We start from the raw sequence: 13,479 nt of genomic DNA on the forward strand, positions 1-13,479 counted from the left end.
CCAAATATTAAAAAAAGTTGAAAATAAAACCTATTTATAAAGTAAATATTAAATTATCTCAGGTAGGTTAAGCTCACTATGATGTTTCATTTTTGAATGATTCAAATATTTTTTGCATGATGATACATGAATCAATCGTTCACGATTCCTAGCAATCCTGATAAATTGAGTTGATTTGTACCAAGTTACTGAAAAAACTATTTTAAATTAGGGCTAGTTGCTACTCTTACTTATCGTATTTTTATCATATTGAATGTAGCTTATACAACTTTAACACTGAGAATATTTCTGCTAAAAAGGTCAACAGACAATCAATATTTCTTGACCTTGCAGGCAAAAAAGAGACGAAAAAGCTTGCCCTTAGTGGACATTACTCACTATTTTAAGCTAAAGTTGTAATGAGTTTGCTTTAGACTAGGATGTGACAAAACGACAGTCAACAAACAAAAAAATTTTTGCCCTAGCCTGTGATTTTCGCAGCGTTCAAAAGCAATCGCCCAGGTAGAGGTGCAAAGTAATAGGAATATCCTCGCATATACGAATAACCAATTAACCTTGAAATGGGAAAATTAGCCCAATAGTTAACAAACTTATAATATGCAAAAACAAACAATATCTACCAAACCAATTCGTTCTCTAGAAGATGCGCTGGAGCAGTGTCAACTGCTAGGAATGCGGGTTAGTCGCCAGCGGCGCTTTATTCTAGAGCTGCTTTGGCAAGCTAAGGAACATCTATCTGCTAGAGAGATTTACGATCGCTTAAACCAACAAGGTAAAGAAATCGGTCATACTTCTGTTTATCAAAATTTAGAAGCTTTATCTAGCCAAGGTATTATTGAGTGCATTGAACGTTGCGACGGTCGTTTATACGGTAATATCAGTGACTCTCATAGTCATGTTAACTGTCTAGATACTAACCAGATTCTTGATGTGCATATAGAGCTACCAGAAGATTTTGTCCGCCAAGTTGAACAGCAGACTGGAGTACGGATTACTGATTACAGTATCAACTTTTATGGTTACCGTAACCCGCAAGCAAGCTGATTGGATATAGTCAATTGGACGGGGGAACAGGGAATAGAGACGAAAGTTGACTGTAATTGACGAAATGAAGTATTAGCTCAGTAGTCTAGATAACTTTGACAGCTACGTAGTTAGCATTTTAGTTATTGAATCAAAGCTGCAGAGGTTGCTTGTAATAACTATGATGCTGGGTACGAAAACAAGTCACAATGGGTAGGACTAACCAAAATACCAATGCTGTTTTCTCACTCAGGTAAAACAGCCTATCTGTTGTTGAACAGACTATGAGCGATCGCCCTTTAAAATTATTGTTAATTGACCAAGACCCTATTTTCCGGTTGGGACTGCGGGTAGCATTGGCAGAAATTCCGAATTTGCAAATAGTATCGGAAGTTGAAACAGATACGGCTGCTTTGCAAGTTTTAGCAGAAATCGCCCAGCAAGAACCGAATTATGTCAATTTAGTGGTTTTAGAATTAGGTAATCCTCGCTTTCCTCAGCTTCAGCAGCAGGGATTACAATTTTGTAGACAAATAAAAGCTTTATACCCAAATTTACCTCTACTACTCCTCAGTTCGGTTACAGAACCGGAACTACTTTTAGCAGCCAAAGCTGCTGGCGTAAATGGATATTGTCCTAAAGGAATTGCTGTTTCTGAGTTGCTTACAGCTATGCAAGCACTAGCGCAAGGTGGTTCTTTTTGGTTTACGGTTGGACTAGTTCAAAACTCAGTACTCCCAACTCAGAACTCAGTACTTACTCAAAATTCCCCACTTCCTTTTGCGAGGTTGCGAAATAATTGGCGTTTGTCTGGGATTGCTTACATTGAAGCTAGCCTGAAGTCAGTGACAGCACAATTGCAAGTGCCAGGATTACCAGTGATGGATCAGGCGATTCTAGCAGGACGGCGACGAGAATTATTAGCAGCGCGTTGGTTGCTGAATCGGTTGCTAGCTGCACCACAAGAAAGACAACCAGAACCGCAAGTCATACCTGATTCTATGCAATTACCGCCTCCTATGACTTCGCCGAGTAATGCGATCGCTCCATCAAATACATCAAATTTAATACAACTACAAGATTCTTTACCTTCATTTAGCCCTAGAACACTGCAATCTAATTTATTTGCAGCTTGTATCACCAAATTACAGTTACCTTTAGAAAATGTTACAGATATACCTTTAGAGATTGATATTCTGCGTGCTAGTAAAAAGCGAGAATTGCTTTATTTAATTCTGCAGAAACTTGCTAAACAGTTGGATGAATTACGCGTTGCTGAGATATCAATCAATCAATTATATGATTTAAAAAAATCTCTGATATATGATTTATGGCAATCCACAGTCGCAGATTTTTTTGGGAGATTTTCTCGTTTGCAAGTAGGCGATCGCAACTTAGAAATAGTTAATATATTGCTACAAAATCCGCAACCAATCCAAACAGTAATTCTGCAAAAAATCCCTTTAGTAATGGATTTATTTACATATTTGCTATTTCAGAGAGATTTGCAAATAGATAATACTTCTTACCCAGCAGATAGCCCAGAAGCAGAGTCACAGGCATTAATAATTTTAGAGAACTTCTTAATTCAAGTAGCTAATGGGGTAATACAACCGCTACTTAATTATTTTGCTGATGTAGAAGTGATTAAACAAGATTTTTATGACCGCAGATTAATTTCTACCAGAGAAATTGAACGGTTTAGAAATGATTTGTCTTGGAAATATCGTTTAAATAATTATATTAATGAGCCGACGGCAATTTTTGAAAGCCGCTATGAGCTATTTGTATTTGCACCGCGTGGGATTGCGAAAACCTCAATTTATGCGCCTCGTAATCAGGAATTAACCCAACTATCTGGGATGCCACTAGTGGTAACATTACTTTTAGAATTTCGGGATGCGATCGCGCCTCGGCTAAAATCACTATTAGCGATTTTTGGTAGTGGTATTGTCTTCATTCTCACCCAAGTTATTGGTCGAGGTTTGGGTTTAATTGGTCGCGGAATTCTTCAAGGAATTGGCACGGTTTCGTTAACAGAAAAAAATCTGAGGCGTAATAGCGATAAGGGGCAGAGAGGATAAATAATTCAAAATTCAAAATTATGTTTGTTCTCTGTTAGCTATTACAAACAGCAAACGCCAAATGACCACTGACAAATGACCAACAATGATTTTATAGGTTTAGCAGCCTCTTATACTTATGCGATCGCACTGCTTCTCTTTGGTGAGGGATTAGGGAGGCTATTTCATGTCCCACCAAATTTGACTCGTAAAATTATCCATGTGGGTGCAGGAATGTGGGTATTTGGTATCCTGCTGCTGTTTCACAGTTGGGAAATAGGCATTGTACCGTTTGCTAGCTTTATTCTCGTCAACTACTTGCTTTACCGTTACCGAATTGTGAAAGCAATGGATACTGATGACAGTTCACCAGGTACAGTTTATTTTGCCATTTCCGTAACGCTGCTGTTTGGATTGCTGTGGCGACCATCTGGGCCAGTAGATAATGTTGCGATCGCGGTGGCTGGAGTCATGGCGATGACTTGGGGAGATGCACTAGCAGCATTAATTGGTAGGCGTTTCGGACAGCATAAATATCAGGTGGGAAGTTCTGTCCGTTCTTGGGAGGGTTCAGTAACGATGTTGCTTGTGAGTACGACAGTAATTTTTTTAGTATTGCTGTTATTACCAAGTTCATCACTGAGTCCTTTAGCAGTAACTTATAGTTTTGAAAAAGCTGTTTTAGCGGCTGTTGTTAGTGGTGCTTTTGCAACCTTAGCTGAAGGTGTTTCACCTCACGGTACAGATAACCTCAGCGTTCCCTTAGTAACCGCAAGTGTTATTTGGTTATTTAACTATTTTTATGTCTAACTTTAAGCTTCATCATTGCCAAAAGTGACACAAGGACTGTCAATTTCTTGTGCTGGACTAAATGAACTACAAAACATTACTCTAGTGCAATTAATACCTGCTTCTTCGGGATGAATACATTCGATAGCGTCTTCTACTTTGATATGAAAAGCGCAGTCATGACAGATACTTTGAGATGGTGGTGTTGGCGGAGATTCCTCATTCATATTGGTCAAGTATTTGAAGATAAAAATTACTCCAAAACAGCAAATAATACTAAAAAATATTTTATAAATTCCAATCGCGACGCACAGCCAAGAAACTTTCGATAAATTCTTGCCAAGCAATGTTACTATTTGACTTTTGTTGATGCCAATCTCTGGCGCATTGCTCAATAATTTCTGTAAAACTAGGATATAAGGGAGACAAATTTTCTAAATGCTGAATTTTAGTATTTTGAGACATTGCTAAAGCAATGAAATTAATTAATTCTCCTGCTTTTGAGCCAAATATTTCTGCTCCTAAAATTTCTCCGTTGCGTAAAACAATTAATTTACAAAGACCTGTAGTTTCGCCCCGAATTTGGGCTGATGCTAATGATTTAAAATATTGTCGTAAAACTAAAATCTCATTGGAATTATATTGCTGTCTTGCTTGTGTTTCTGTTAAACCTATTTTCGCTAACATCGGTTGCAAAAATATTCCTAAAGGAATGCACCGATAATTAACTTGTAATCTTGAGAAAAAGAGGGCATTTTTGATGGCGATTCTCGCTTCATAATTAGCGACATTAGCAAAGTCATAACCACCAATCACATCACCACAAGCATAAATGCGGGGGTTGGTAGTTTGCAGTTTATCATTTACCACTAAATGCCGTTTATACCATTTCACATCTACTGCTGCTAAATTGAGGGATTCAACATTTGGTTGCTGTCCAGTTGCCACTATAATTTCATCAGTTTCTATTGCTTTATCTCCAGCTTGAATCCACTTTTTATCATCAATTCGCATGACTTGAGTGACGGGTGTGTCTGTCAGGACACGCACACCATCAATTTCTAACTGTGCTTGCAATAGCTGGGCAATTTCTGGATCGATATCCGGTAGAATTTGCGGACGTTTGACAACGAGTGTCACATGACAACCCAAGCGCGCTAAGGTTTGCGCTACTTCTATACTTTGGGGAACACCGCCAAGAATAATCCACTCTTTAGGCAATGATTTCATGGCTTTGCAGCGTTCATCAAGGAATTGCCAAATATTCCCTAAAGTCAGGTAATCGGTAGTTGATAATCCTTCAATTTCGGGTATGGCTGGACGAGAACCACTAGCTAGCAAATAAGTGCGTGCGCGTAGTAGACGTTGACTAACGGCAAATACGAGATGAGGGGAAGATTGAAATTGACCACTCTCACAAATAACATCCACTCCCATAGCCGCCAGTTGAGGAAGAGAATGTTGTGCTTCTAAATTAGCGATCGCACTTTTGGCATATAGTATCGCCTCTGACAACACCACAGATATTGGTGTTTGTTCTGGAGTTTCAACTTTAGAGGAATGAATATTCAGCCCAACTTGATTATTGAGATGCTGTGCTAAGTTGCCGATTTCGCTAATCGTTTGGTGATACACAAACCCATAGTTAACTTTGGGTTCTACCAAAGCGACTTTAGCACGTAGTTGGGTAGCAACTAGGGCAGCGTAGCGTCCAGCCAGACTCCCACCAATAATTACAACATCGTAGTCAATAGTCATTAGTTAATCAGCTATTACGCTTTTAAATTACACAATCACTCGTGAGGTTTGTTGACTGCTGACTGTTGACTGATAACTGTCAGCAATTAGCAAGAAAAAATATGTGGTGTTAGATAAGGAAAACTTAGTTAATAGTAATTATTCATAAATTATTTAGTGAGTGGCCAGTGGAAAATTAAAAATCACTGGCCACTAAAAACTGACAACAGAACTCAGCACTCACTACTCATAACTGAGTTTAACGCTGTGAGTAAGCGTTGATTATCGACTTGAGTACGTACAGCAACTCTAAAAAAGCGATCGCCTAGTTCTTTAAAACTCAGGCAATCACGAATTAAAACCTGATGATGCTTGAGTAATTGCTGCTGTAAATCAGAAACAGACTTTTTTGACTCTACCAGTAAAAAGTTAGCAGCACCTTTTCCTGGTGTTAATCCTGGGATGGCTTCTAAACCCCCCAAGAGTTGATTTCTTGCAGGGGGTAACCATAACCAAGTTTGCTGTTGAAATTCCCTATCTTGAAGTGCCGCAATTGCCGCCGCAGCCGCTAACGTGTTTACTGGCCAGGGGTCACGCCACAATTGCCATCTTGATAGGCGGTCAGGATGAGCGATCGCATATCCCAGTCTCAGCCCCGGGAGACTGTAAAATTTTGTGAGCGATCGCAATACTACTAAATTCTCGTATTCCTGTATCAGCGAAATCAGACTTTGTTCCTCTTCGGGAGGTAAAAAGTCCATAAACGCTTCATCTACCACTACCAAACCAAACTGATCCAGATAGGGAAGAATTGATTGCCGCAAAAAAAGTTTTCCTGTTGGGTTATGGGGATTATTAAGGAGTAGCCCTACTTCTTTTAAGTTTTGTGCTTTGTCAAGAAACAATGACAAATACTCCTCAGATTCCCAATTAACAGGGAACTCCAGTAATTGAGCGTTATATGCCGATAGAGTTCGGTAGTAGTCGCCAAAAGCTGGAGTCATAACAACTGTTGCGGCTAATTCTGCCAATTCCCGACCTACTAAAGTCAGTAATTCTGCCGAGCCGTTACCTGGCAGAATAAACTCAGAAGGCAGTTCATGAAAGTGACTGAGAGCTAATCTCAGTTCACTGTAACTAGGGTCTGGATAGTGCCTAAGATTACCAATATGGGACTGAATAGCCGCGATCGCGCTATCAGGTGGCCCCAAAGGGCTAATACTGGCAGAAAAATCCAGAATGGCATCAGGGGGACAGCCAGCCAGCGCTGCTGCCCAAGCTAAATTCCCCCCATGTGCAGGTTGCCGCATCAAATCTAGGTTCCTAAGCAGAAAACCTATGATTTTGGGGGTGCAACCTTTTCCCTAAACAACTTCCCAGCAGAGAAAGCTGGAACTTTAGTAGCGGGAATTTCCATCTTTTCATTAGTTTTGGGGTTACGACCTTCACGGGCTTTACGTTCCCGTGATTCAAAGGAACCAAAACCAACTAGGGTTACCTTATCGCCAGAGGAAACAGCTTCGATAATTGTTTCCAAAGCAGCAGTTAAAACTGCGTCTGCTTGCTTCTTGGTAACGCTAGCCTTTTCAGCTACTGCATCAACTAATTCACCTTTGTTCATATAAACTCCTTGAGGTTTACTTGAGATTCTCTACAGATGCACCCTGATGCATCTTTACCAAAATCTCTGTTTTGGGGGATACAAAAGCCTACCTTTGGGAGCATTTTTACTCAAAATGCCTGCAAATCCCATTGGCTCGACTTTTCAATGAATCATTCTAAGGTGAACTAGCCAGATGTGGATATATGAAACCATTAATTTATATAGATTTCAGGATTTTTTGTGATTTTAGGGTCAATGTTGCCCTCGAAACCACCCATTTTGTAGGAAAAAATACTTAGTGAAAACTCTGGTGTCGGGGGTTGGGGACTGGGGACTGGGGATTGGGGACTGGGGATTGGGGATTGGGGATTGGGGACTGGGGACAAGGGGACAAGGGGACAAATTAAACCCCAAACACCAAACACCCAAACACCCAAACACCCAATTACCAATTACCAATTACCAATTACCAATTACCAATTACCCATGCCCAATGCCCAATGCCCCATGCCCCATGCCCCATGCCCATTTCCTACTTACACCCTAAAGACTCGCGGGTATCTACGCCAGTTTTGGGATTTACGCCGCTAGCTTTAGTGCAAAGTTTTTTAACCTGGATGCCATCTAAGACGGCGTTGGTAAAATCTGCGCCTGTGATGTCTACATCATCGAAGGTGGAACGTAACATCATGGCATCTGTTAACACGGCATCGCTTAAATTAGCGCTTCTGAATTTTGCTAAGTAGGCAATGCCGTTACTAAAATCAACACCATGAAAATTGACTCCCTGTAAGACGGTACCGTTAAACACGCCGCCTCGGAGGTCAGCATTGCTGAAATTAGCGTTTTCTAAGTCAACGTTGGTAAATTCGCTGCCAATCAAGCTTTGCCCTGAGTAATCCTTGCCTTTGAGTTCATCGCCAGCAGAACGGGTAATACTGGAAGAACTTGCAGCTTCGGCTGATAGGGGAAACAAAAAAAGAACCAAAGCTAAGACAAAGCTAGCTACTAGTTGCCAATATTTCATAATTTCTGCTTAATAAATCTCAACATTTACACCTTTAAATATTAAACAGCACTGGAATGAAGGATGAAGTGTGAAATTTTCAGCCCACCCTAAGAGAATTCCCAGAGTCAAATCCTTTAGCTTTTAGCCTTCAGCCGTCATCCTTCAGCCTTTCTCGTAGGATATATACAATGTGAAAGTGCGATCGCAAAAGCAAAAGTACCTGTGGCTAATCAAAAAATAGAAATTGTTCCATCTTTGCTGCGAACCCCTTTATACCAGTTGGGGTTGAAACTCAAAGCCCGCTTTACTAACTTTAGTGGTTGGGAAATGCCAGTGCAGTATTCTGGCATTACTCGCGAACATGAAGCTGTAAGAAATGAAGCAGGAATGTTCGATATTTCCCACATGGGTAAATTTACTCTTCAAGGTAAAAATCCTATTGAGCAGCTACAGAAGCTAGTTCCATCAGAATTAAACCGCTTAAAGCCGGGTCAAGCACAATACACTGTATTATTAAATCCCCAGGGTGGAATTATTGATGACATCATTATTTATTACCAAGGAGAAGACAGTACTGGTAAACAGCAAGTAGCGATTATTGTTAACGCTGGAACTACAGATAAAGATAAAGCCTGGTTATTACAACACCTAGATTTGAATGCTGTGGAATTCCAAGATTTGTCACAAGACAAAGCTTTAATCGCTGTACAAGGGCCAAAAGCGGTTCAATATCTTCAATCTTTTGTAGAAGCGGATTTAAATCCAATTAAAGCCTTTGGTCACCTCCAAGCACCTGTACTAGGAAAAACTGCCTTCCTCGCCCGCACAGGTTACACAGGAGAAGATGGATTTGAGGTCATGGTCGATCCAGAGGTGGGTATAGAATTGTGGCAAAGTCTTGCTGATGCTGGGGTAATTCCTTGTGGGTTGGGTGCGAGAGATACTCTGCGACTAGAAGCAGCAATGGCACTTTACGGGCAAGATATCGACGACACCACCACCCCCCTAGAAGCGGGTTTGGGTTGGTTAGTTCACTTAGATACCAAAGGTGATTTTATTGGTCGTACTGTTTTAGAAGAACAGAAAGCCAATAAATTAAAGCGCCGTTTGGTAGGTTTACAGATGCAAGGCAGGAATATTGCCCGTCATGGTTACCAAGTATTATCTTCAGGTAAAGTAGTAGGGGAAGTTACCAGTGGGACGCTGTCGCCTACTCTCGGTTATCCTATTGCCTTAGCTTACGTACCTTCCCAGGTTGCAACTATTGGTCAGCAACTGGAAGTAGAAATTCGCGGTAAAGCTTATCCAGCAGATGTAGTTAAACGTCCTTTTTATCGCTCAAAAAATCGGGCTTGAAAGGGTATTGGGTATGGGGCATTGGGCATTGGGCATGGGGCATTGGTAATAGGTAATAGGTAATGGGTAATCAGAATTTTCTCCCTCATCCTCCTCATCTACCTCATCCCCAATCCCCATTGCCCCTTATCCCCAGAGGGGGCCCCGAGTTCCCCAGTCCCTTTTTCAAAAATAATCTGTTGTGAATTTGTAAATCTACAGTATGGTTAATTACCAGATATGCCTTGGAATCATGTATTAGCCATAATGTTTTTGATGTGGAGGGGTCAGTAAATATGTCTTTTGAATATCCTCAGGATTTAAGGTACCTGGATACTCATGAATACGTACGCTTAGAGGGCGAAATTGCTACCATTGGTATTACTGAGTTTGCTGTCGATCAATTAGGTGATGTCGTATTCTTGGAATTGCCAGAAGTTGGTGATGCTATTACCAAAGGTGATACCTTTGGCTCGATTGAATCAGTCAAAGCTGTAGAAGAACTGAATGCACCAGTTACCGGCACAGTTATAGAACGCAATGATGATTTGATTGATTCTCCAGAACAAGTAGCTGAAGACCCCTACGGCGAGGCTTGGTTTGTTAAAGTTCGGGTCAACGATCCTGATGAGGTTCATGATGCCTTAAGTGCAGATGAATATCGCGCCCAAGTAGAAGGGGAGTAATGGGGATTGGGGACTGGGGATAAGGGAGATGAGGGGGGTGAGGGAGATGAGGGAGATGAGGAGGAAATTACCGATTACCAATTACCAATTACCGATTACCCATTACCAATGCCCAATGCCCAATGCCCCATGCCCCATGCCCCATGCCCCATGCCCAATTCCCCATGCCCAATTCCCCATTCCCCCAACTTATTTACATTAGTTATTGCAAAATATTAAATAGTAATATCGGGAGAGCAATTTAGTGGTAAGCTACGCCCCTGTTCCTAAGTCTAGCGATCGCCAAATCGCGACTGAAGGGAAACAAGATTTAAATAATTTTAGAAGAAGGCATATTGGGCCTAACTCTGATGATATCGAGCAAATGCTTGGTGTCTTAGGCCTTCCCAGTCTAGATGTGCTGATAAACAAAACTGTGCCCCAAGCTATTCGTTTGCAAGGGGCATTAAATTTACCAGAGGCACAGACTGAGTACGCAGCCCTGGCAAAATTAAAACAAATTGCTGATAAAAATCAGGTTTTTCGCTCATTTATTGGGATGGGATATTACGATTGCATCACGCCTGCGGTGATTGCCCGTAATATTCTGGAAAATCCTGGTTGGTATACTGCCTATACTCCCTATCAGCCAGAAATTGCCCAAGGACGCTTGGAAGCGCTGTTGAATTTCCAAACGATGATTATTGATTTAACGGGTTTGGAAATTGCCAATGCTTCATTACTCGATGAAGCTACAGCTGCAGCAGAAGCTATGAGTTTGAGCTACGGTGTTTGTAAAAATAAGGCAAATACCTATTTTGTCTCCCGTGATTGTCATCCTCAAACTATCGATGTGCTGCAAACAAGGGCTGAACCTTTGGGGATAAATATTATTATTGGTGATCATCAAACCTTTGATTTTGAGCAACCAATTTTTGGGGCAATTCTCCAATACCCTGCTAGCGATGGCACAATCTACGACTACCGCGCTTTTATTGAAAAAGCCCATGCTAAAGGTGCATTGGTGACGGTAGCAGCTGATCCTCTCAGCTTAACTTTGCTGACACCTCCAGGTGAATTTGGTGCTGATATTGCTATTGGTAGCACTCAGCGTTTCGGTATTCCTTTGGGATTTGGCGGGCCTCATGCGGCTTATATGGCAACGAAAGAAGAGTATAAGCGGCAAGTGCCAGGGCGAATAGTTGGTGTATCAAAAGATGCCCAAGGAAAGCCTGCATTACGCCTGGCTTTACAAACCCGCGAACAACACATTCGTCGGGAAAAAGCTACGAGTAATATTTGTACTGCCCAAGTCTTGTTGGCTGTGATGGCGAGTATGTACGCAGTCTATCACGGGCCAGATGGACTGAAGGCGATCGCAGAAAATATCCACAACCTCACGGGAATTTTGGCAGATGGGTTAAAACGTCTGGGTTACAAAATTAGTTCCGAATCTGTCTTTGATACTCTACGAGTGGAGTTAGGGACAAACAACCTAGAAAAAATCTTGGAAGGTTGCCAAGAACGTCATATTAACCTGCGGATTTTTGATGAGACTGCTGTGGGTATCTCCTTAGATGAGACAACTACAGTAGATGACGTTCAAGATTTGTTAGAAATCTTTGCCTTGGGTAAAGATTTATCTTTCTCCATCGCCGAACTAACTGCTGCACCCCTTCCTCTATCCCGCAGTAGCAGTTACCTCACCCATCCTGTATTTAACCGCTATCACTCGGAAACTGAGTTATTGCGTTATCTACACAAGCTAGAAAGTAAGGATTTGTCTTTAACCACATCGATGATTCCCTTGGGGTCATGCACGATGAAGTTAAATGCCACATCTGAGATGATACCAGTCACCTGGGCAGAATTTGGCAAGATTCATCCTTTTGCACCGCCATCTCAAACACGGGGTTATCAAATCCTCTTCCAGCAACTTGAGGCTTGGTTAGCAGAAATTACTGGCTTTGCGGGAATTTCGCTGCAACCAAATGCTGGTTCCCAAGGCGAATACGCCGGACTTTTAGTGATTCGTCACTATCACGCCAGCCGCAACGAAGGACACCGCAACGTCTGCTTAATTCCTACCTCCGCACATGGAACAAACCCCGCTAGTGCGGTGATGTGTGGCATGAAAGTTGTCGCTGTTGCTTGCGACGCTGACGGTAATATTGATATTGCTGACCTCAAGGCGAAAGCAGAAAAGCATAGTCATGAACTAGCAGCCTTGATGGTGACATATCCTTCAACTCATGGCGTTTTCGAGGAAGGAATTCAAGAAATCTGTGAGATTGTCCATAGTCATGGCGGACAAGTTTACATGGATGGCGCGAATATGAACGCCCAAGTCGGAATTTGCCGTCCGGGTGATATTGGCGCTGATGTCTGTCACCTAAACTTACACAAAACCTTCTGTATTCCTCACGGTGGCGGCGGCCCAGGTATGGGGCCCATCGGGGTGGCTTCCCATCTCATCCCCTTCCTCCCTGGACATGTTTCTATCCAAAACAACAATCCAAAATCCAAAATCCGAAATCTAAAATCGACTGGCGCTATAGCTGCTGCACCTTGGGGAAGTGCCAGTATTTTGGTGATTTCTTGGATGTACATTGCGATGATGGGTGCAGATGGATTGACAGAAGCCACCAAAGTAGCAATTCTCAACGCCAACTATATAGCTAAGAGACTTGAGGACTATTATCCCGTTTTGTACAAAGGCAAAAATGGCCTAGTTGCCCATGAATGCATTTTAGATTTGCGATCGCTCAAAAAATCTGCGGGTATCGAAATTGATGATGTTGCCAAACGGCTAATGGACTATGGCTTCCACGCGCCGACTGTTTCCTGGCCTGTGGCAGGTACAATCATGGTGGAACCCACAGAAAGCGAATCGAAAGCAGAATTGGATCGTTTCTGTGAGGCTTTGATTTCTATTCGCCAAGAAATTGCCGAAATTGAAAATGGCAAGATGGATGCTCAAGATAACCTCTTGAAAAATGCACCCCATACGGTAGAAAGCTTAATTACTGGAGAATGGCATCATTCTTATTCTCGCGAACAAGCCGCCTACCCAGCACCTTGGACAAAAGAACATAAATTCTGGCCTGCTGTTGGGCGTATTGACGCTGCTTTTGGCGACCGGAATTTTGTTTGTTCTTGTTTGCCAATGGATGCTTATTCCTAGCAATAGCTGCTGTTAAAAATTAATCATTAAAACTCACGCAAAGGCATAAAGTCTTTGCGTGAGTTTTTATT

Annotated in this window: 14 protein-coding genes; 8 read left to right on the forward strand and 6 right to left on the reverse strand. The window is 41.8% G+C overall.

Translation table 11 applies throughout. The features are described 5' to 3' along the window. Positions 1–597 precede the first annotated feature (597 nt). The 3 genes from HGR01_RS10340 (at position 598) to HGR01_RS10350 (ending at position 3,896) form a co-directional block, all read left to right on the forward strand. Positions 598–1,044, forward strand: coding sequence for a Fur family transcriptional regulator (locus HGR01_RS10340; RefSeq protein ID WP_045872930.1), 447 nt, complete (start codon positions 598–600; stop codon positions 1,042–1,044). Positions 1,045–1,307: 263 nt separating this feature from the next. After that, a complete protein-coding gene (locus tag HGR01_RS10345; protein ID WP_045872929.1) occupies positions 1,308–3,107 on the forward strand; it encodes a DUF3685 domain-containing protein in 1,800 nt (599 codons plus the stop codon). Positions 3,108–3,182: 75 nt separating this feature from the next. Beyond that, on the forward strand, positions 3,183–3,896 hold the full coding sequence (locus HGR01_RS10350; RefSeq protein ID WP_045872928.1) for a diacylglycerol/polyprenol kinase family protein: 714 nt from the start codon (positions 3,183–3,185) through the stop codon (positions 3,894–3,896). Positions 3,897–3,898: 2 nt separating this feature from the next. Here the strand turns inward: HGR01_RS10350 and HGR01_RS10355 are convergent, their stop codons facing one another. From HGR01_RS10355 to HGR01_RS10370, 4 genes are all read right to left on the reverse strand, one after another. After that, positions 3,899–4,102 (reverse strand): hypothetical protein, encoded by a 204-nt coding sequence (locus HGR01_RS10355; protein WP_045872927.1) that lies wholly within the window; start codon positions 4,100–4,102, stop codon positions 3,899–3,901. A gap of 61 nt (positions 4,103–4,163) precedes the next feature. Next, the gene (locus tag HGR01_RS10360; RefSeq protein ID WP_045872926.1) at positions 4,164–5,633 is read right to left on the reverse strand and encodes a dihydrolipoyl dehydrogenase family protein; all 1,470 of its coding nucleotides are present in this window, start codon (positions 5,631–5,633) and stop codon (positions 4,164–4,166) included. 212 nt (positions 5,634–5,845) lie between these two features. After that, positions 5,846–6,922, reverse strand: a complete 1,077-nt coding sequence (gene cobD / locus HGR01_RS10365) for a threonine-phosphate decarboxylase CobD (protein ID WP_045872925.1) — start codon at positions 6,920–6,922, stop codon at positions 5,846–5,848. Positions 6,923–6,948: 26 nt separating this feature from the next. Beyond that, positions 6,949–7,233, reverse strand: a complete 285-nt coding sequence (locus HGR01_RS10370; protein WP_009457351.1) for an HU family DNA-binding protein — start codon at positions 7,231–7,233, stop codon at positions 6,949–6,951. A 337-nt stretch (positions 7,234–7,570) separates the two neighbouring features. Here HGR01_RS10370 and HGR01_RS10375 point away from each other — a divergent pair, with 337 nt between their 5' ends. Beyond that, positions 7,571–7,762: a hypothetical protein gene (locus HGR01_RS10375; RefSeq protein ID WP_168161023.1), complete on the forward strand. Its 192-nt coding sequence runs from the start codon at positions 7,571–7,573 to the stop codon at positions 7,760–7,762. On the opposite strand, the gene HGR01_RS10380 is transcribed toward HGR01_RS10375, so the two are convergent. Next, positions 7,748–8,242 carry a pentapeptide repeat-containing protein gene (locus tag HGR01_RS10380; RefSeq protein ID WP_045872924.1) on the reverse strand — a complete coding sequence of 165 codons (495 nt, stop codon included), beginning with the start codon at positions 8,240–8,242 and terminating at the stop codon, positions 7,748–7,750. The two genes, HGR01_RS10375 and HGR01_RS10380, sit on opposite strands and share 15 nt — an antisense overlap. Before the next feature lie 204 nt (positions 8,243–8,446). Between HGR01_RS10380 and gcvT the strand changes: the two genes are divergently transcribed. After that, complete coding sequence (gcvT, locus tag HGR01_RS10385; RefSeq protein WP_045872923.1) at positions 8,447–9,580, forward strand: glycine cleavage system aminomethyltransferase GcvT; 1,134 nt, start codon at positions 8,447–8,449, stop codon at positions 9,578–9,580. Here the strand turns inward: gcvT and HGR01_RS10390 are convergent. Then, positions 9,563–9,700 carry a histidine kinase gene (locus HGR01_RS10390; RefSeq protein WP_155539502.1) on the reverse strand — a complete coding sequence of 46 codons (138 nt, stop codon included), beginning with the start codon at positions 9,698–9,700 and terminating at the stop codon, positions 9,563–9,565. The genes gcvT and HGR01_RS10390 overlap by 18 nt on opposite strands. A gap of 155 nt (positions 9,701–9,855) precedes the next feature. Between HGR01_RS10390 and gcvH the strand changes: the two genes are divergently transcribed. Genes gcvH through gcvP form a run of 3 tightly spaced genes read left to right on the forward strand, consistent with a single transcriptional unit; the run spans position 9,856 to position 13,408 of the window. Further along, the gene (gcvH, locus tag HGR01_RS10395) at positions 9,856–10,245 is read left to right on the forward strand and encodes a glycine cleavage system protein GcvH (RefSeq protein WP_045872922.1); all 390 of its coding nucleotides are present in this window, start codon (positions 9,856–9,858) and stop codon (positions 10,243–10,245) included. 6 nt (positions 10,246–10,251) lie between these two features. Continuing rightward, positions 10,252–10,464 carry a hypothetical protein gene (locus HGR01_RS10400; RefSeq protein WP_045872921.1) on the forward strand — a complete coding sequence of 71 codons (213 nt, stop codon included), beginning with the start codon at positions 10,252–10,254 and terminating at the stop codon, positions 10,462–10,464. Between the two features lie 25 nt (positions 10,465–10,489). Next, complete coding sequence (gene gcvP / locus HGR01_RS10405) at positions 10,490–13,408, forward strand: aminomethyl-transferring glycine dehydrogenase (RefSeq protein ID WP_045872920.1); 2,919 nt, start codon at positions 10,490–10,492, stop codon at positions 13,406–13,408. Positions 13,409–13,479: the final 71 nt, after the last annotated feature.

The sequence above is a fragment of the Tolypothrix sp. PCC 7712 genome, assembly GCF_025860405.1.
Taxonomy (GTDB): Bacteria; Cyanobacteriota; Cyanobacteriia; order Cyanobacteriales; family Nostocaceae; genus Aulosira; species Aulosira diplosiphon.

Coding starts and splice junctions, on each gene's coding strand:
- HGR01_RS10340 (WP_045872930.1), top strand. CDS start 598: ATGCAAAAACAAACAATATCTACCAAACCAATTCGTTCTCTAGAAGAT.
- HGR01_RS10345 (WP_045872929.1), top strand. CDS start 1,308: ATGAGCGATCGCCCTTTAAAATTATTGTTAATTGACCAAGACCCTATT.
- HGR01_RS10350 (WP_045872928.1), top strand. CDS start 3,183: ATGACCAACAATGATTTTATAGGTTTAGCAGCCTCTTATACTTATGCG.
- HGR01_RS10355 (WP_045872927.1), bottom strand. CDS start 4,102: ATGAATGAGGAATCTCCGCCAACACCACCATCTCAAAGTATCTGTCAT.
- HGR01_RS10360 (WP_045872926.1), bottom strand. CDS start 5,633: ATGACTATTGACTACGATGTTGTAATTATTGGTGGGAGTCTGGCTGGA.
- cobD (WP_045872925.1), bottom strand. CDS start 6,922: ATGCGGCAACCTGCACATGGGGGGAATTTAGCTTGGGCAGCAGCGCTG.
- HGR01_RS10370 (WP_009457351.1), bottom strand. CDS start 7,233: ATGAACAAAGGTGAATTAGTTGATGCAGTAGCTGAAAAGGCTAGCGTT.
- HGR01_RS10380 (WP_045872924.1), bottom strand. CDS start 8,242: ATGAAATATTGGCAACTAGTAGCTAGCTTTGTCTTAGCTTTGGTTCTT.
- HGR01_RS10390 (WP_155539502.1), bottom strand. CDS start 9,700: ATGGGGATTGGGGATGAGGTAGATGAGGAGGATGAGGGAGAAAATTCT.
- gcvH (WP_045872922.1), top strand. CDS start 9,856: ATGTCTTTTGAATATCCTCAGGATTTAAGGTACCTGGATACTCATGAA.